Below are 17,275 nucleotides of genomic sequence, written 5' to 3' on the forward strand. Positions count from 1 at the left end.
GTTATGCGCCACCTCCTAAATATCTATCCTGTGTTGTATGTTCATTTTCATAGAGGGTCATAGACTCCACTTCGGCAATGGTCAGGTAGCGTAGTTTGTACTCCACTGCCATGTGGGCGGGCTTGATCTCCTCGATGGCTGCTTTAAGATCATCTACGTTGGGTGGAATCCCGATGGTATCTATAAATTTGACCGTAAATCCCCATTCGGCAGGGTGAAAAATAACATCTACCGTACCTCCGTCATACGCCTCTGCTACATTTTTGACAAGCCGACCGGAAAAAGTTCCTGCCCCTCGCAGCTTCGACTCCACCACCGCACGCCGTTGGTCCAATGGCTTCGCCAGATCGGTTTCAATCCCCAACTCCATTTCCCAGCGTTCCAACCCCCATGTGGCGGTACGTACAAAAAACTGTCCCACCGTTGCATCCATTGCAAGATACAAGGCGTCCAATTCGCTTCCTTTAGCATCCATATCGGAACGCATCACGCGTGAGGTTTCGTAATAGGAAGGCAAATAGGAAAGCAGCTCACGTCCTCGCTCGCTGCTCATTTGGCCCACTGTATCTTCCGCTATCGTTACTCGATTAACCAAAGTGCCACTACGGTTTGCATGTTTTCCCTGGTCTGGGTTATTCAATAAATCGCCAAAACTGTTCGTTCCATTGTTACTCACTGACGCTCACCGTCCCCAGCACGGCTACCTGGCCTGAGCCAATCTCAATATTCTGATTGCTCTGTCCATTGATTTTCAGTTCAGAGAAATCAATAATAATCGGAATATCGAGCAAAACAGCAGAAATCCGGGTATACCGTACCAACGGGTCTTCCTTGTAAAAGGCAAGCTGCTTCAAATACGTCCGCACACCGCTCTCGATGAGCTTTTTGATTTCATCCAGTGTGGACGGCTTCTCTTTGGTACGCTGTACCTTGACTGAGATGTTAATCTCCACTTCTGCTGCTGGCATGATCGTCACCACAGGGCCCGCTGGCGCCAGTCCTTCTCCTTGTCCATCCTGCGTCGGATCGATGTACTTCTGCACCGCAGCGACGATATCTGGGCTGGCTGCGCGTTTATCCGTATCCAGCACATATAACCCCACTGTTCCCGGTCCTTTCCAGAGCGGAACTACTTCCACGCCACCCACTCCAGCAATCTCATTCGCCCACTGAGTATACTGCGCCTTGTTGCCGCTTGTGCCCTGGTTCCGCACCTTGGCATAAAAACGCTCCAGCAATAGCTGGTCGCTCTCAACGTCTGTACCGCTTTTGGTTTCCTCCGTATTGATCACAGAGGCAACCCCGCTAATCGGAGTGGCCATCACCTGGATGACGCCCGCAGGTACATTACCGCTGCGCCCGGGGTTGACCGCCCGAATAGCCGCTTCCCCGGCACCTTGTTCATCCAGCGTGACCGAAGCCGTGGTCGCATACTCAATAGAAGCTTCCCCGGATACATCATCTGCCGGGGTCGCCACCAAGGTTCCCGCCGGGACAGTCGTTCCCGCTGTGCCCGTGAACGTAACCATACCTGAGGCCGCAACCGCTTCTCGCCGTGTCACCCCATGCTCTGCTGTCCGCAAATCCAGCTCCGGCGAACGAAAATCCGGGTTGTCGCTGGCTGCTGTGCTGGCAAAGCCCCGACGCAGCAGCTCCTGCGCCCAGATCGCCGCTTCCGAGAGCATGAATGCCACCGGCGCCTGCGCATCCCAAATAAAAGAGCCCTCGGACTTATCAATATCCGAAGGCACTTTTTCCAGCATTCGATTTAAAATTTCCTCTTCCGTCTGGTCTACCAAATATTCCGGCAAGTCTGCCATTAGATCACCACACTTTCCACAATTTCCGTTTCATCCCGCACGTTCGTAATCTGGCAGCTAAAATGGCACGCCTCGCCTTCCCAGCGAAACGTGAACTGATCCACACTAGCCGTACGTGCATCTGCTAGTAGCGCCTCTGTGACCATGCGTTTAATTTCACTTTCCTGCACACCGTGCCCATAGCTGCTGCCAATGAGCTCCTCCAGCTCACTCCCATAGTCAGGTGAATAGATCACATGCCGGTAGCGAGGAGTGCGAATCGCTTTTTCACACCACTGTACCCACGCTTCTTTCTCCCCTGTAGTCACGATTTTACGACTAGGGCTCATAACAAACTCGCCGGCTTCAAAATCAAACCTCCAGCTTCGCCCAAATACTGCACGGTTATCCTCCAGTATATCCGGGTCGGTCATATCCCTGTCTGTCCAGATCATATCATCTGTTTCGGGAAATAAATTAGCCACGTCCACTCACCACCTTGCACACGACCACCACATCATTGCCGCTATTCACCCGAACCGCCAGTACACGATCTCCAGGCTTGAGTCCTTCGTTCAAACTGAGATTCACATCCTCCAGCTCGTCTTCCCCGATATAAAAGGAAGTTTTCAGCTCTTTACCTTCCCAATTTTCTGATTCCACTGCGGTTGAGGTACCTTTGTACATATGGCGTGGTACAGATAGCAGTCCCGGCAGCTCCGCGACCAGATAATCCTGAAGCTCATGTTTAAAATCGTCCAGCTTGAGTCCCGTGGAGGTGATCGTGCCTAGTACCGCGCCCACTCCACTCAGCGCTTGCTTGGTGTGCTTATGAAATGAAGATTGCAGCGCAGTAGCCAAATGCCCGTAGGGGTCCTTATTCAAGGTAAAACCTCCTTTTTACATCGTCATACGTTCCGAGCTCCAGCGACATACTGCCGGGGTTGCCCAATTCCCTGCTCACTGAAATGACCAGTAGCTTTATGGAACCTAGCATCACTGCGTCTCCTGCTCGAATCGTGTTCATATCTGGTGCATTTACCGATATCGTTTGCTGTATGCCTCTCAGCTTACTTTTAGCCAGCTCACGGGCTGCTGCACCGGACTTGACCTCGTCATCCTGCACGATCACCTGAAGTGTCCCATATTTGGCAATGTCCTTTTCCTCAAGCGCCATCACCTTGGAAGGAACCTCATTACCTGTTTCACTAGCCGCCGTAGCCAGCACTTTCACCCTCGTAGCTGCACCTTCCAGCGTGCGGGACTGTGTCGTATCAGTCACTCTCTCCAAAACATACACGTCTTTGTTCGTTCCTAGCTCGTACAGATCCAACCCGGAAGAAATCATCCGCGGATGATACAGCTTTCCCCCCGCCTTTGCCGTTTCGCGCAGATCTCCCAGCATCATAGAATAGATGGACTGTGTGCGGTATACGGCGCGTCCCAGCGTTTTTTTCGTATCTGGCAATGAAGCGATTTTCAACTTCCAGTCCCTAGCATACTTCTGAAAACGCTGAGTAGCCGTCTGCTTGGCAGGGAGTAAATATTCATCCTCTGACTTGTCCAAATACACTGTACGGTCATACAACGTCAGCGTCATGCGTTTAAGCCCGTTGTTAGATGTTTCTACTTCCCAAATCACGGCAGGGGACAACAAGGGAACATAATCTTTTTTACCATAAGGAATCCCGCTAACCCGAATGGACATCCCAGGGGAAATAGCGGGCATATCCGACGTAACGACTAGATTGACGGTTCCCTGATAGGCGATTTGTTCCAGCGAGTCCCTCAAATTAATGTTCTCCACAAGCGGCGACAAATCATATTTATCCTGTAAAATGACTTTATAGCTCATGACAACACCAGCTTTTGCCCCGGTTTAATTGCATTCGGATTTTGCCCAATAACCTTTTTGTTAAGCTGATAAATACGACTCCATTGCGAGCTATCCCCCAATTCGAGCTTGGCAATTTTGGACAAGGAATCCCCGAACTTAACCGTATATATTTTTTTCTTTTCTTTCATATCTGTGCGGGGCTTTTTGTTAACCGTAGCCGCCTTACTTCCTGTGCCACCAGCTTTTTTGGCAACTTTCATATCACTCCAGGTCCGCAGTGACAGATCAAAATTCACATCTCCATACTCGCCGCCGCGAAAGATCGAATTATGAGATGCCACAATTACTGGCACATTCACGGCTGTCTCCGTAATAATAAAACGTAGCGGGTTCTTAGATAACAAAAAGCCATTCAACGTGTTCATGGCCTCCTGCGGATCAGGAATATCTTTGTATGTGCAATACGCTGGATTGTATTCTTTCGGAAAAAAAGAAGAGAAGGAAATTTCCTTCACCTTCTCCCCTTGCGGGAAGTCAAACTCCCCATAGGATAAAATCGTCGTTGTATCAAACCCTTTTTGCCGTGAGATCGTCACTTCCTCAGGATTTACCGGAAACTGAAACTTTTTTCCTTTACCATCCGTCAAACTAAATTCCATCTCTTTCCTCCCTCCCCATTACTCCCATCTACTGTATTACTTAGCTACAGCGCCTACAGGCTTGGTGTTCTGCGTTGCACGCAGAATTTCAGCTTTGAGACGGTGGCCAATTTGCATAATAAGCCCATCCACATCCAGCTTGTTCTCATGTACAGTGACCTGTACAGCCCCCGCAGGAAGATTGAATTGGTTGGTGGTTTCCGTTTTAAAATCCTTCAAAAAGCCAGACAGTGTTCCCATTTGTTCAGGACTGATCTGTACTACTTGAGGTGTCGGATTACCATTACCTTTGCCTTTAGCTTTGGCTCCATTATTCGCATGAGCCGCAGTATTCAGTAGTGGGTTGGGATTGACTCCCTGGTTAGCTATAGCCATCGGTCCATAAGGATTAGGGACACCTTTTGCACCTGGTTGCTGAGGTCCATACATCACTTGAGAGCCGGGTGGTAACCCCGGAAATGGTGGCATAGGTGTTAACGGTTTGGTAGCCACAGCTACAGCAGGTTGAGGTGGTATAGCAGGTTTAGGTACTTCAGGCGGCTTAGCTGGGGCTTTCTTAGGTTCATCTTTTTTACCAAAAGAGAAGAAGTTAGAGATGCTATCACCAAAGGCTTCGCTCTTCTCAGAAAGCCATCCGGTTACTTTGGATGCCTTTTCCTTTATTTCAGAGCCATGGTCTGAAATCCAACCGCCCACTTTGCCCCCTAAAAAGTCACCTGCTAAACCGCCCACATATGAGCCAACAGCAGTGCCGACACCTGGAAGCAAAAATGTTCCAATTGCTCCGCCTACCGTACTCCCAACCGCCCCACCTACGGTGGAACCAATCGCTTGTGCGCGTTCCTTGCCCGGAGCTGCTGTAGCTATGCTTGCTGCATCTGCCAGAACCCCCAAAGGCCCACTAATGAACTTTTTGCTTACGCCCAGGCCCTTACTCACTTTTTCAACTAATCCGCTATCGCTCACCATATCTAGGACAGAAGAAGCATCTATATCTGTTCCACCCGTTAGCAAGTCGCCTGCAAAGCTAAGAATACCACCCGACTTGGAAGAGCGGCGATTACCAGGATTTCTCGGATGATTTCTTGGGCTTGGAACCCTTCGGGCAGGGTTAATCCGAGGATTGGATTCTGCTGAACCTCCAGCGTTTTGTCGTCCGCTTCTGTTTCCTTGTATCGAGTTCCGATCTCTAATATTAATTCTTGCTATCTCTCCGGCTCTTGAATTAAAATCTCTTTGACTACTCGAAGACCGACGACTACCGCCTCTATTACCAGATCTTCTACCCCCTGAACGTTTGTTCCTTCTTCCCGGGCTACTTGCGCCGCCACCGCCAAACCCGCCAGTAGATTTATCTGAGGTAACTTGAATTAATTTCTGAATTAACTCTTTAATCTCCGAAAGGTCTTTATTGCCTGAAGCGCCTTCAGCATTTCCTTCTGCAGCATCTTCTTTCTTATCTGGAAAAAAGAATTTTTTAAGTACTCCTTTTGCTCCGCCTTCCTTCCACGTTTGTCTGGTTTCCATAAAAGCGGCGGGCATCTTTTTAAACGTTTGAAGACTTAAATCTTCACCTGTAACCCCTTTGTACACTTCCTGGACAACCTTAGCAGGTTCATTATACTTTTGCAGTGCCTCAGCCCAAGCAGGAAGTTTACTTTCCTCTTCTGCTTTAGGTTTTGTACTATTTAGTATGTTTGAACCAGTGTTGCCTCTAACTGCCTTCGTGTTGTTCTCCAACGCTGTTATAAGACCACTAATGCCGTCGATGGACACACTACTGCTACTGCTTACCTTCAAATTCACACTGCCCGAGGCATTAATAATCTGGGATTTAACCCGGTTAATCTTGTTTAACAGATTATCCAAGCCTTTGGAAGCCATATCGTTCAGCACAATTTCCGGGGCCATGCGAGTGCGGCCGATTTTCAACACACGTCCTTGAATCCGCTCAAAATAACGTTCCATTGCGCGCAATTCTCTGTTCGCCTTAATGACGTTTTTAGGATCAATCACAAGGTTCATGCGGTAATTTAATGCTTCTGCCATCTATCATGTTCACCTCCTTGTTTATGCTTTTGAAGCTGCTATGCTATCCATTTCCTGTTCGGCAAACGCCAGCAGCAGCATACGCTCACCGCGGGGAAGCCGCCAAAAGTCTCCGGGGCGGAGGTGGTGCCGGACCCACAAGTGGTACAGCATCGTCGTCATTCCCCCGGAGCCGATTAGTTTTTTAGGTCAGCAATCTCAACGCCAAAACCGGACAGCTCCAGCACCTTATCCCCTACTGCATCCAGCTCACCCGCCAGCAGCATACGGCGGACAGACTGTTCGCCACCGGACAGCTTTAAGCGGCTTGTAATACGGGGATCGCCCCAACCATTAAGGGACAAGCCTTTCACTTCCAGCTTGCCGGTAGCTTCCGAAATCAACAAGGCGTTGAACGTTTCAGTATCTACTTTTTCATCTACAGCCCCCTTCACGGTTCGGCGAATTGTGCAGCGTTCACGAATGCTGTCCACTTTGCTGGAGGTCAAACCGTGCAGTACAATTTTCATATCGAGGCGCTTGATACGTACCGTTTCCTCTGGTAGTTTTTCAGCAGCTTCAAACAGGCTGTCCAAAATTTGTTCTTCTGTCATATTCTCATTCAAGCTCATAAGTCATTCTCCCTTATTGTTCATTTGTATTTGGGGAACGGAACGCCTGACAGCATCCCATCCCCCGTTTTCCAATTTAGTTCGCTACAATCGGATCCAGCAGCTCATAGCCTTCGAAGGTGAAGGTCGTTTCTTCCTGTACTTCTTCACCTGCTGTCCAGTTGGCCAGCTGGATTTTGTCAGGAGTGCAACGAATAAGACGAATACTTTCATGTCCGAAGGCTTCTGGATCATCCAATTTAGTAATAATCTCAAAACGGTTAAAACCGCGACGAATCATATCGGATGTGACCTTGTAGCCACTCATTGTTCCCGTCCCTTTTTTGATACCACGCTTGTGCACCTTCCACTCGTTGCCCACGAGATTCAGCTCGCGTTTTTCCATTTCTACGCTAGCTTCCAGCTTATTGATATTCGTCTGCCACACCCCGTCCACATGCGCCTGACCAAACGTACCTAAAATGACTCTTGAAGCATCCAACATTTCTTTTTCCTCCTCAAAATAATCCATAATATAGTTCGGGATTTCATAAAATCCTCGTTGTTAAAAAGCTACTTCATTTCTGCCGATTGCCTGCAAAATGCTTATACACGTAAAATGCTTATTTATTGCACGTAAAATGTGCCGAACAGCTGCTCCATCACGTCGGTGAGCTTCACGTTCCATTGCAGGAACACTTGATCCGGCTCCGGTTTGATGACTGGCGCATCGCCGTAGTAAGCCGGGTCGAGAATGACATCGTAGCCATCTGCTTCGATGACATTGCTCAGCGACAGCTGTGCCAAGTATTCTTTGATTGCACCGATAAGTGCCAGACGGCCTTCCACCGTATTGTTGATTTTGCCAATGTAAGTCTCTTCAGCTGCACGCTGCAAGTCAGCGTTAATAGCGTCCATGACACGGATGGAACGAATTTTCTTCCATGCGTTGTTTTGCCCGGCAGATGGATTCACCAAGCTGTTGATCCCGCGCAGCGCTTTGACCTGACGGCCGTCGAAGAACAGCAGGAAGACACCATTACGAACAGCCTGCTCCTGCTCAGAGCGTGTCCAGCGGCGGGTTACATCCTCAAAAGGCGTAACCGCATAAGTCGCCGATTGATTCAGACGTTGGCCTGCAATCAGTCCGGCTACATAAGCAGCCGTTTGGGCAGAACTGTAGTCCGTACCTGCCAGACGTACGCCTGTACCGACGTTCACGATGCCTTCATGGTTCAGCGCCAGGGAACGTGCAGAGGCCAAGCTAACAGCCGTTTTGGACACATCATCTGCCGCAGAACCGCCGAATACAGCGATTACGCCTTTACCTTCGCCCCGGACACGCTTGATCCAGGCAGCGAAGCTTTGCAGCAATGCCAGATCAGCTGCATAATCCAGAGCCAAGACATTAAATTCCTGCCCTTCAAGTGCCTCCTGCATCGCGATGTAATCGGCATTAACCAGCTTGCTATTGCCGCTGTTGCCGCCAGTGAGGTGTACGCCGCTGACATCCACCGGAATGCCGCCGTCGCCGACAACTTCGGCCTTCACCCATACATTTTCGCTGTTCTCGTTCATCGCCTTGGCGATAGAGGCAGCCGTACCGTCACTGCCTTTGTACGTGCCGAGCAGCTTGGTTCCTTCATAGAGGCGCACCTCACGAGCTTGCTCATCACCCAAAGTTGGCTGTACAGTTACAGCAAAACCATTACCGCGGCTACCTGTGTACAAAGCCTTCAGACGCAGCACATCCGCCGGGGTCGCACCGCCGCTTTTCAGCGTCACAGATGCTTCAGCAGCTGTATCATCTGCCAAACGGTAGGCTAAGAGCTTTTTCGGACCGCCCAGCAAAGCCAGATACAGCGTCGAATACGCGGTCGCACCGTCCAGACTGTCACCCGAAAAGATTTGGCTGATTGCCGTTTCACTGCCGATCTCTACAAACTCACGTACAGGGCCCCAATTCGCCTTAACGGGCACAACGACCGTACCACGCGACCCACCTTGAATCGCTGAAGCTGCTGCTGCCTGAAAATTCATATACAAACCCGGCAATACCGGTTTATTCGTGTTTTCCCATGTTCCGCCTGCCATAATTAGTCCACCTTCGCTTTCATAAATTGTTCGATTTTAGTGTGTGCTTCTGCTACCGTAAACAGCTTGTCCTGTGTGCCAAAAAAGGCGCCTGCCAGCACTTCTTCTTTCACGGAAAACAATGGTTCTGCGTGCTCTTTTAGCTCCTCCAGCGTATAGCGAGGGCCACTTGCTTCTTGCCCGGCATATACCGGGGCCTTCTCATGGTTTTCCAAGGTCACTCGGACCACCTCATTTCAAAATAGGATGAATTTCCACTCTGCGAATCAACGCCGCTTCCTCAGCCGGACGCATACGCCGCTGTACTAACATCAGCCGAAGCTGACCATCTAAAATGGCATCTGCCTGCAAATCGGCTGAAGCTTCAGCTGTAGACATATAACGGCCCTTGTCCTGATCCAGAGGAAGCTGGATTTGAGCGGCAAAGCCCTCGATCAGTGCGAAAGCTGCGCGGTTTTCCTCGGTGGTGTCCGGGGCGGTAATATGCCCGATGAACCGTTTGCGCAGCTCATACATGGAGGCTCCCGCCATCCTAGTTTCGCAGCCGCTCATCCGCCATAGTACCGCTTGCCGCCCCGGCTGTGCGGGCCATGCGTCGGCGTATACCGACCACGTTTCACCCAGTTGCTTCTGCGTCCAGCGGACCAGCGCGGCCAGCCACTCTTCCGGCTGTGTAGCACCGCTTGCTGGAACGGCCAAACCACCTTCCGTCTCAGGCACATACACGCCAAAACGAAGCGTTCTATAGGCCTTGCCCGTAACGGTGTCCAGCTTTTCTGCATCCCGCACGCCCAAATAGTGCGCGGTAAAAGTCGATGTATCCTCACCTGCACCTGTCACGGGTTCCCGGTGCAGCCCGGCAATCAGGGCATTCGCCCATACGTCAGCCTGCGCCAGTCCGGCTTGTCCTGCGTACAGCATGATGCGGACAACCTGCCGATAGCCGGCCCAGGAAGACTTCCAGATTTCCTCGCCCAGCGCCATAACAGCATACGGCTCCTCTGCCGTCTGCGACGGTGGCTGAACATCGTATACACGCCCTTGCAGCGCTGGAATAATTTCAATGAGCTTTTGCTTAAAGGCTTGTCTCATTCTGCGGCATGCCACCTTTGCGTACCCTGCGTTCGCATGTTGTGGCTATTCAGCCAGGCTTTTTTCCACTTCCGTGTTCTCATCCGGCGCAGCTCCATACTCATGCATTGCAGCATCCCTTGCTTAGGCAACACGACTCCTCCTTTCTATTCAACGAATTCCCGGGAACCGACAGAGACGATCACCGCATGAAAAAACCGGCCCTAATGGCCGGCTAACGTTTGACTGTGTGTGTCTTCGGTATGTCCTCTTGTCTTGATTCCCGATGATATAATCTTACACCCTAATAACGAATGCGTTGCCGGGGAAATGGACGATAAAAGCAGAGGATAGGGATGATGTTGGGAGGTTTTTTGAGAACACATGTTCGTATCGTAAAAAAAGACCTTGACCCCTGTTATTACAGGAAATCAAAGCCTTTTAGGAAACCATTTTAAAATAGAAATGAGAACAAGTGGATAATTATTACATCAACCCAATTTTCGATCCGCGCCCTTCTGCAAGCCTGCCAAATTTAAAACGCCTTGGTCCGCCAGTGCAAGCGCCATTTTGTAAAAAGCACGCGTGCGAAGCTTCGTATACGTATCCTTGCTGACTGGCGGGTCTAACACATAATTGTAAACCTTGTAATCGAACACATCGTCATCCTTTAAATAACGTTCACGGATAAGCAGCTGTTCGCGTTCATTCAAGCGGCTCACTACGGCATCCACCATTTCGCAGTAGGCCAAGCGGGCGGCAGGAGCATCTACATTATATACGGCTGTCCGGGCCGTTGGATCGCTTGTCACATTTGTTGGGCCGCTCGGGCGATCCGTATAGCCAGCCGTAATAAAGCTCTCCCGATCCATAAAGGTAATCGTTTTATAAATTCGGTATTTCTCAAACACACCCTCCAATGCATTCTGCGTTTTGCGACGGTCCAATTCGGGTAAGTTATTTCTCATGTAAAGCAACACTCCTTATATGCCTTTTGACAATGATGTATTTTTAAATGAAGATTTTGCAAAATCCTCAAATAGAAAACGCTCATGTTTACATTGTGTTCCCCTTTTGTTCGTATCTTGAGTATAACATAACATTATTTAGGATAGGTATCCATCCTCAAAAAAAGCAGTATAGCTCCAAAAACAGGATATTCGCTTTATTTTCCTATGCCTTTTGGCATATTACGTGCTTTTACTATTTACCTAATGGTATAATAAAAGCAATATCTATGATTCTCTTGCAGAAAGGAGCCCCCATTGTGGAACAGCCAGCATTCGGAACTTACTTAAAACAGCAGCGCGAGCACAAACACTTGAGCATCAACCAATTGGCAGACGCCGCAGGTATTAGCAATTCACAAATTTCCCGCATTGAAAATGGACTGCGCGGAATTCCCAAACCCTCCACTCTCCGCAAAATAGCGGACGCGCTCAGCGTATCCTATACCGAAATGATGAAGGCCGCCGGATATTGGGGAGACGATGATTCAATGGAGCAAAGTCCATATGAACTTTATCCTTCTACTGTACCGGAATGGGCAACCTCTAAAGACCGCCGGGATTTTAAAAAAATGCTGGAGGAAGACGACGAATTAATGTTCGATGGCATTCCGCTGGATGAAAAAGATCGTCAACGGATCAAGGACGTTCTGACAGGTCTGTTCTGGGAAGCCAAACAGATGAACAAACATAAAAAGCCCAAAGAGCCCCAAGCGGGCAAAGATCAGGGATAGCAGGTGAGCGTATGAACGAACTCATTCACAAACTTGTCCGAAAATACCGTACCAACTGCCCCTTCGATATTGCGAAAGCCCTGGGTATCCATATCCGATACTGCGATCTAGGCCCCACAACCAAAGGGCTGTATTACCACAAGCTACGTAGAAGATTTATCGTTATCCACAATGGCCTCACACCCGAATGGGAACGGTTCGTCTGTGCGCATGAATTGGGACATGACCGACTGCATAAAGGCATCAGCCGCTTTTTTATGGAGGAGCATTCCTACTTTTCCCCAGGAAAATTTGAACAGCAGGCCAATCGGTTTGCCGTGCTTTTGTTGAGTGAAGGAAAACCGCCACTAGCTGACGAAACGTTGGATCACTATTTACCCCGCATTGGGCTGCCCAAAGAGACTGCCCTTTTTTTTGATCGCAAAACAGAACACTAGTTCCCCACCCGTAGGTTACTGTTTATTACTTCCTCTATAATATAGGTAACTAGACGATGGGTTTAACAACCGATATATCAAAAAATTTTAGTGCTTTGATATAAAATAGAAGTTATTTTTACAATCATCTGATAAAATGTGGTCGTAAGCGGTTTCTCTAATTCATTCATTTTATGGGAGGTTGAAGGAACAACATGAACTCATGGAAAAAACTCTCGTCGATCCTGACGACTGCCGCGCTTTTACTTGGGTGTCTCGGTACAGCAGCAGCAGACCCAGCAACCCATGTGGGAACAGCGGGAACGGCAACGACTCCAGTCAGCGGTAAACACATCACCATCCTACATACGAACGATACCCATGCCCACGTGGTCGCGAATGACAAGGAAATGGGATTCGCCAAGCTGGCGGGTATCATTGATCAGTACCGGGCTTCTAATCCCAATACACTGCTGCTAGATGACGGGGATACCGTTCATGGAACGACCTTCGCTACTTTGGTTTACGGTGAGAGCATTGTGAAAGTGATTAACAAGCTGCGCTATGATGCTATGGTTCCGGGTAACCACGAGTTTAATTATGGTTGGAAGCATCTTGTCGAGCTAAGTAAGGAAATTCAGTTCCCTGTGCTCAGCGCCAATATTAAACAAACAGACGGAACACGTTTGTTCAAACCCTATGTTATTAAAGAAGTGGATGGCGTTAAAATCGGTATTATCGGTCTGACTACGCCAGAAACAGCATATAAGACGAATCCCAAAAATGTTGAGGGTATTCAATTCACCGATCCTGCGGCTGAGGCCAAAGCGGCTGTTGATGAAATGCGCAGCAAAGTAGATGTCGTTGTTGTTCTTGGTCACCTGGGGCAGGATGCGTCTAGTAAGGACACCAGCCTCAAAGTTGTTAAGGAAGTGCCTGGCATTGATATTTTCATCGATGGACACAGCCATACTGTACTGGAAAAAGGCTTGGTTAGTGACAATGATACATTGATCGCTAGCGCAGGTGAATACACCAAGTATTTGGGTGTTGTGGACTTATGGGTCGACGGCGGTAAGGTTACGCAAAAGCAAGCCAAGCTGATTGATTCGACTCAAGCAGTGGACGTTCAGCCCAACGCTGAAATTGCTGCATTGATCGCCTCCATTCAGAAGGACCAGGAACCTATTCTTAAAGAGGTTGTAACGCAAACGAGTGTGGATCTGGAAGGAGCACGCGAAAAGGTACGTGCAAGTGAAACCAATCTCGGTGACCTGCTCACCGATGCTATGCGTGACGTTTCGGGAGCAGATGTGGCTTTAACGAACGGTGGCGGCATCCGGGCTTCCATCAAGACGGGAACGGTAACCAAGGGAGACGTCATCACTGTGCTACCTTTCGGCAACCAGATCGTTACCTTGAAGGTGAAAGGCTCTGACATTCAGGCCGCACTGGAAAATGGTACAGCCTCCTATCCAGAGCCAAGCGGAGGTTTCCCGCAGGTATCAGGTATCTCGTTCAAAATAGACACATCAGCAGCCAAAGGCAGCCGTGTTCATTCCATTCTGATCGGCGGAAAGACACTTGATCCTGAGGCAACATATACACTGGCCACCAATGATTTTACTGCCGTAGGTGGTGACCAATATACGATGTTCGCTAAATATCCACAGGCAGGTATGTTCGGCTCGCTTGATGAGGCGTTAATCCGCTACATGCAAAAGGTGGGCTCCGCTAGCCTGCAAGTACAAGCAGACGGTCGCATTCAAGAAGCCAAGGCTGACGGTAAAATGTCTGTCCCTGCCACACAAGCTGCGCCATCTGCTTCAACCGCAACACCCGCACCTGTGCAGGAAAAGCCGCAATCCGTCTCTACACCGGCTGCGAAACCAGCGCCCGCAAAACCTGCACCGGCAAAGTCTCAAACAGCCAAGCCACAGCAGACATCCGATTCTGCACAAGTTACAAATAGCCATGTATATGTTGTGAAATCCGGGGATACGCTGTATGACATTTCCCGCAAACATGGTACCACCTGGCAACAGCTTCAACAGTTGAATAAGTTGAAGAATCCTCACCGTATTTATCCCGGACAAAAGTTAGATCTCCCGGCCTAATTTGATAGCTAGCAAAGGCAGCATCCTAGTGGTTCCGGATGCTGCCGTAGGTCAGGCGTTTATAGATATGCGATAGTCCAAGCTCATTTGGACATCGCATATTTTTTTAAAAAGCAAACCTTTTAACCGCTGACAAGTTGTGAACCGAGAGGTATGATGGAGAAGAGTCACTCGGGCAAGAACATTCGTCCCGATCCCCATCGGGATCAGTTATATGTGTGGAAGGAGTCCAGAAATGCAATACATTATTTACGATCTTGAATTTACCGTTAGTCGTAACGCCAGATATTCCTCCGAAATCATTGATATCGGTGCCGTCAAAGTTGTTCAGGGAGACGATGGCCTATACGTTGCGGATACGTTTCACAGTTTTGTAAGACCCTCGAATCGACCTGTACTCTCTACTGATACCGTTCAGTTCACGGGTATTACTCAACGAGACATTGATGCCGCTCCACTATTTCCTGAAGCTGTGAAGGAGTTCATAGCCTGGCTCGGTACGGATTCCCCTTATTATTTATGCGCATGGGGCCCGGATGACCGTCAGAAGCTGGTATCCCATTGTCGTACCCATCATGTAGATCTCGGATGGATTCATAATACAAATGATATACAGAAGCAGATTTCCCGTCTGCTTGGTTCCAATGGAAAGTACCGTCAGTTGAGCCTGTCTCAGGCGCTGGAATTGTGCAACATTGACTTTGACGGTCAACAACACCGGGCACTGGATGATGCCGTGAACACCGCTCAGGTTTTCATGTACCATTTTGATCGTATTACATTAGTTCATAATGCTGCTGACGATGAGGAAAGCCGTGGATCGAAGCTCGTCTACTCCTCACCAGAAGAAGAGCAGGAACAGTACAGTCCTTTTGGCAATCTCGCCAACCTGTTTAAGGACCGTTAAGCGGATAGCTCCCCGGCCCGTTCCGGGGGATCTCCCCCTGTTATTCTTAATTTCCTGCCTTTTTATCGAAATAGAATGCCCCCCAGGTCCGCAGCATTTCTTGCATTCGTTTGCGGTACCGTAAAGGCTCCAGGATCTCGGCCTCAGCTCCATAGGAAGTGAGCCAATCCAAAAATTCACGGTCATGATTGACCGTCACCTCAAACAACAAACTTCCATCCGGCAAATCCTTAAGAAAAGGCTTGATGAACAGCTCCTCTTCTTTGACCCGATATACAGACTCGGCAGAAAAACGTACCACAAACCGGATATTCTGATTTCCTTTGGTCACCGACCAGGTCCCTTTAAAAAACATTTCCATTTCAGTTGTATTTTTTTGAAACGTATACGGCAAAATTCTCATGTTCCGAAATCGGCTGATCCGAAAGGTTCTCATCGCGGATTGCTTGTGACAAAAACCAAGCATATAGAATCGCCGATCCTGCGGAACCAAACAATAAGGATCCACCTGAACGAGTGAAACATCTTCATTTTGAGGCGAACTGTATTCCGCTTCAATCGTCTGCTGCGTAAGACTCGCTAAAACAATCAGCCTGAGCAGATAGGGCTGGTTTTCCCGATCAAGTGTCGAGCCGAGCCGGACAATATTTTTCATTTCCTGCGCGAAGCTCGTCTGTTCCATCTTTTTTTTCTGACTAGAGGCCATCACTTTCTCATAAGCACTTTCAAAAGCTGGCGGTAAAAGAGGCTTTACCGTTTCCATAATCTCTCCCAGCTTAGTAAAAGCCTCTGCCTCTTCTTCCGTCCAATTCAGAGGATACAAAGCGAAATTGCTAATAAAAATGTACCCCTTGCCATGCCCCATATTCGCAATCGGTATATGCATAGCGCTTAGCGCCTCCATATCTCGGTATATGGTACGTTCTGATGTTTCACAACGTTCGGCAAGCTCTCTTGCCAATATCCCTGGATTTGCCTGAACAATAGTAATAATCCGCATTAAACGTATCAACCGATCAGTCAAGGAAGTCTCTCCTTTACAAAAAGATAGTAAATTAGACTCACTATATTACACAAATAAACTAGCATAATTGCCTATCTCAAAGTATCATTTTCAGTAAAATGAACATCTTCTAGCGATATTGCCTTATTGAAAAAGACTTTAGAACTATACGCTGTAAATGATACAAAAGTACCACTCCATTTATTACGTATAGCCAGAAACAACTCGGCTTCCTGCAGGTAGTCCATATCATCGCTTCTTGCTGCACGTATAAGTAATTCATCTGCTTGTCTGGTAAGGATGAACGCCCCTTGCTCATATTCCCCTTTCTCGTACATACGCAATGCCTTTTTTACAATAGGGGACGTCTCATTCAGCTTTATGTATTTTTCCACCTTCGGGTTGGATGGAATGCTCAGCAGACCAAGATGATGCGTAAAATGGATGTAGAGCTGGTCTGTCCGGATCATCGTTCGCTTTTCCTGCGATGGCTTGCGCCAGCTCCACTCCATCATTCCAATCGTATGTCTTCCGGACGAGTGAGCCGGTATAGAAAACGTCAAAATAGCCTGTCTATATTTTCCCCGCCGTACATCACCACAGTGAACAAACATGCTATCTCCGTTTTCCGAGCGTTTAAAACCGAGCCTTACCCCTTCAGCTTTTAATAGACTTACCCCGTTTTCTGGAATGAACTGGAGTTGAAGGTCACATCCCGCTGCTTTCGGTATTAGATTTCCTTTTCTTTTACGTTTAGCTCCATAGCCCCATTCTATCAGTAGATTTACTTGTTTGGACCCATTCGCAGATATAGACTCTTTGTCCCATGTGTACGTTACATTGAGCATTGACTTCACCACTGGTAAATTCCCCCTAAAAGAACATGTAACTCTAAATTAACAGTGTTATCTGACACTATATTGTCAGGGAACGTATGTTTGATTGTGAAAATTATACATGGGAATCTTTATGAAGGGGGACCTAGTTTGGTA

At 48.5% G+C, this 17,275-nt stretch carries 21 protein-coding genes; 4 read left to right on the forward strand and 17 right to left on the reverse strand.

What is annotated here, in order from left to right:
* Position 1: 1 nt before the first annotated feature.
* The 15 genes from JOD82_RS16295 to JOD82_RS16355 form a co-directional block, all read right to left on the reverse strand.
* Entirely contained in the window at positions 2-676 is a 675-nt protein-coding gene (locus tag JOD82_RS16295; RefSeq protein ID WP_069011556.1) for a YmfQ family protein, read from the reverse strand.
* A complete protein-coding gene (locus tag JOD82_RS16300; protein ID WP_069011555.1) occupies positions 669-1,820 on the reverse strand; it encodes a baseplate J/gp47 family protein in 1,152 nt (383 codons plus the stop codon). The genes JOD82_RS16295 and JOD82_RS16300 overlap by 8 nt, the downstream gene beginning before the upstream one ends.
* Positions 1,820-2,284: a DUF2634 domain-containing protein gene (locus tag JOD82_RS16305; RefSeq protein WP_039269491.1), complete on the reverse strand. Its 465-nt coding sequence runs from the start codon at positions 2,282-2,284 to the stop codon at positions 1,820-1,822. Before JOD82_RS16305 ends, JOD82_RS16300 begins: the two co-directional genes overlap by 1 nt.
* Positions 2,277-2,684, reverse strand: a complete 408-nt coding sequence (locus tag JOD82_RS16310; RefSeq protein WP_014280222.1) for a hypothetical protein — start codon at positions 2,682-2,684, stop codon at positions 2,277-2,279. Before JOD82_RS16310 ends, JOD82_RS16305 begins: the two co-directional genes overlap by 8 nt.
* The gene (locus JOD82_RS16315) at positions 2,677-3,654 is read right to left on the reverse strand and encodes an XkdQ/YqbQ family protein (RefSeq protein WP_069011554.1); all 978 of its coding nucleotides are present in this window, start codon (positions 3,652-3,654) and stop codon (positions 2,677-2,679) included. The genes JOD82_RS16310 and JOD82_RS16315 overlap by 8 nt, the downstream gene beginning before the upstream one ends.
* Positions 3,651-4,295, reverse strand: coding sequence for a LysM peptidoglycan-binding domain-containing protein (locus JOD82_RS16320; RefSeq protein WP_069011553.1), 645 nt, complete (start codon positions 4,293-4,295; stop codon positions 3,651-3,653). The genes JOD82_RS16315 and JOD82_RS16320 overlap by 4 nt, the downstream gene beginning before the upstream one ends.
* A gap of 36 nt (positions 4,296-4,331) precedes the next feature.
* Positions 4,332-6,344, reverse strand: coding sequence for a tape measure protein (locus tag JOD82_RS16325; RefSeq protein ID WP_069011552.1), 2,013 nt, complete (start codon positions 6,342-6,344; stop codon positions 4,332-4,334).
* Between the two features lie 21 nt (positions 6,345-6,365).
* A complete protein-coding gene (locus JOD82_RS29515; RefSeq protein WP_019686368.1) occupies positions 6,366-6,497 on the reverse strand; it encodes a hypothetical protein in 132 nt (43 codons plus the stop codon).
* 23 nt (positions 6,498-6,520) lie between these two features.
* The gene (locus JOD82_RS16330) at positions 6,521-6,955 is read right to left on the reverse strand and encodes a phage tail assembly chaperone (RefSeq protein ID WP_007429164.1); all 435 of its coding nucleotides are present in this window, start codon (positions 6,953-6,955) and stop codon (positions 6,521-6,523) included.
* Positions 6,956-7,031: 76 nt separating this feature from the next.
* Positions 7,032-7,439, reverse strand: a complete 408-nt coding sequence (locus JOD82_RS16335) for a phage tail tube protein (RefSeq protein WP_069011551.1) — start codon at positions 7,437-7,439, stop codon at positions 7,032-7,034.
* 122 nt (positions 7,440-7,561) lie between these two features.
* Positions 7,562-9,028 (reverse strand): phage tail sheath family protein, encoded by a 1,467-nt coding sequence (locus tag JOD82_RS16340; protein ID WP_029516160.1) that lies wholly within the window; start codon positions 9,026-9,028, stop codon positions 7,562-7,564.
* Between the two features lie 2 nt (positions 9,029-9,030).
* Positions 9,031-9,249: a YqzN/YkzM domain-containing protein gene (locus JOD82_RS16345; RefSeq protein WP_069011550.1), complete on the reverse strand. Its 219-nt coding sequence runs from the start codon at positions 9,247-9,249 to the stop codon at positions 9,031-9,033.
* Positions 9,250-9,259: 10 nt separating this feature from the next.
* The gene (locus JOD82_RS16350; RefSeq protein ID WP_069011549.1) at positions 9,260-10,120 is read right to left on the reverse strand and encodes a hypothetical protein; all 861 of its coding nucleotides are present in this window, start codon (positions 10,118-10,120) and stop codon (positions 9,260-9,262) included.
* The gene (locus tag JOD82_RS29520) at positions 10,117-10,251 is read right to left on the reverse strand and encodes a hypothetical protein (protein ID WP_256026078.1); all 135 of its coding nucleotides are present in this window, start codon (positions 10,249-10,251) and stop codon (positions 10,117-10,119) included. The genes JOD82_RS16350 and JOD82_RS29520 overlap by 4 nt, the downstream gene beginning before the upstream one ends.
* Before the next feature lie 339 nt (positions 10,252-10,590).
* Entirely contained in the window at positions 10,591-11,067 is a 477-nt protein-coding gene (locus tag JOD82_RS16355; protein ID WP_029516157.1) for an ArpU family phage packaging/lysis transcriptional regulator, read from the reverse strand.
* Positions 11,068-11,366: 299 nt separating this feature from the next.
* Between JOD82_RS16355 and JOD82_RS16360 the strand changes: the two genes are divergently transcribed.
* The 4 genes from JOD82_RS16360 (at position 11,367) to JOD82_RS16375 (ending at position 15,280) form a co-directional block, all read left to right on the forward strand.
* Positions 11,367-11,840: a helix-turn-helix domain-containing protein gene (locus JOD82_RS16360; protein ID WP_069011548.1), complete on the forward strand. Its 474-nt coding sequence runs from the start codon at positions 11,367-11,369 to the stop codon at positions 11,838-11,840.
* Positions 11,841-11,851: 11 nt separating this feature from the next.
* The gene (locus JOD82_RS16365; RefSeq protein WP_069011547.1) at positions 11,852-12,277 is read left to right on the forward strand and encodes an ImmA/IrrE family metallo-endopeptidase; all 426 of its coding nucleotides are present in this window, start codon (positions 11,852-11,854) and stop codon (positions 12,275-12,277) included.
* A gap of 194 nt (positions 12,278-12,471) precedes the next feature.
* The gene (locus JOD82_RS16370) at positions 12,472-14,373 is read left to right on the forward strand and encodes a 5'-nucleotidase C-terminal domain-containing protein (protein ID WP_209949672.1); all 1,902 of its coding nucleotides are present in this window, start codon (positions 12,472-12,474) and stop codon (positions 14,371-14,373) included.
* A gap of 235 nt (positions 14,374-14,608) precedes the next feature.
* On the forward strand, positions 14,609-15,280 hold the full coding sequence (locus tag JOD82_RS16375) for a 3'-5' exonuclease (protein ID WP_029516153.1): 672 nt from the start codon (positions 14,609-14,611) through the stop codon (positions 15,278-15,280).
* Between the two features lie 46 nt (positions 15,281-15,326).
* Here the strand turns inward: JOD82_RS16375 and JOD82_RS16380 are convergent, their stop codons facing one another.
* Both JOD82_RS16380 and JOD82_RS16385 read right to left on the reverse strand, forming a co-directional pair.
* Positions 15,327-16,304 carry a helix-turn-helix transcriptional regulator gene (locus JOD82_RS16380; protein ID WP_029516152.1) on the reverse strand — a complete coding sequence of 326 codons (978 nt, stop codon included), beginning with the start codon at positions 16,302-16,304 and terminating at the stop codon, positions 15,327-15,329.
* 71 nt (positions 16,305-16,375) lie between these two features.
* The gene (locus JOD82_RS16385; protein ID WP_209949673.1) at positions 16,376-17,143 is read right to left on the reverse strand and encodes a hypothetical protein; all 768 of its coding nucleotides are present in this window, start codon (positions 17,141-17,143) and stop codon (positions 16,376-16,378) included.
* Positions 17,144-17,275: the final 132 nt, after the last annotated feature.

Source organism: Paenibacillus sp. 1182 (genome assembly GCF_017833915.1).
In the GTDB taxonomy this organism is placed as follows: domain Bacteria; phylum Bacillota; class Bacilli; order Paenibacillales; family Paenibacillaceae; genus Paenibacillus; species Paenibacillus polymyxa_D.

Excerpts from the sequence above, each read along its gene's own strand:
- JOD82_RS16300 (WP_069011555.1), bottom strand. The coding sequence starts at position 1,820 with ATGGCAGACTTGCCGGAATATTTGGTAGACCAGACGGAAGAGGAAATT.
- JOD82_RS16315 (WP_069011554.1), bottom strand. The coding sequence starts at position 3,654 with ATGAGCTATAAAGTCATTTTACAGGATAAATATGATTTGTCGCCGCTT.
- JOD82_RS16320 (WP_069011553.1), bottom strand. The coding sequence starts at position 4,295 with ATGGAATTTAGTTTGACGGATGGTAAAGGAAAAAAGTTTCAGTTTCCG.
- JOD82_RS16325 (WP_069011552.1), bottom strand. The coding sequence starts at position 6,344 with ATGGCAGAAGCATTAAATTACCGCATGAACCTTGTGATTGATCCTAAA.
- JOD82_RS29515 (WP_019686368.1), bottom strand. The coding sequence starts at position 6,497 with ATGCTGTACCACTTGTGGGTCCGGCACCACCTCCGCCCCGGAGACTTT.
- JOD82_RS16330 (WP_007429164.1), bottom strand. The coding sequence starts at position 6,955 with ATGAGCTTGAATGAGAATATGACAGAAGAACAAATTTTGGACAGCCTG.
- JOD82_RS16335 (WP_069011551.1), bottom strand. The coding sequence starts at position 7,439 with ATGTTGGATGCTTCAAGAGTCATTTTAGGTACGTTTGGTCAGGCGCAT.
- JOD82_RS16340 (WP_029516160.1), bottom strand. The coding sequence starts at position 9,028 with ATGGCAGGCGGAACATGGGAAAACACGAATAAACCGGTATTGCCGGGT.
- JOD82_RS16350 (WP_069011549.1), bottom strand. The coding sequence starts at position 10,120 with ATGAGACAAGCCTTTAAGCAAAAGCTCATTGAAATTATTCCAGCGCTG.
- JOD82_RS16355 (WP_029516157.1), bottom strand. The coding sequence starts at position 11,067 with ATGAGAAATAACTTACCCGAATTGGACCGTCGCAAAACGCAGAATGCA.
- JOD82_RS16365 (WP_069011547.1), top strand. The coding sequence starts at position 11,852 with ATGAACGAACTCATTCACAAACTTGTCCGAAAATACCGTACCAACTGC.
- JOD82_RS16370 (WP_209949672.1), top strand. The coding sequence starts at position 12,472 with ATGAACTCATGGAAAAAACTCTCGTCGATCCTGACGACTGCCGCGCTT.
- JOD82_RS16375 (WP_029516153.1), top strand. The coding sequence starts at position 14,609 with ATGCAATACATTATTTACGATCTTGAATTTACCGTTAGTCGTAACGCC.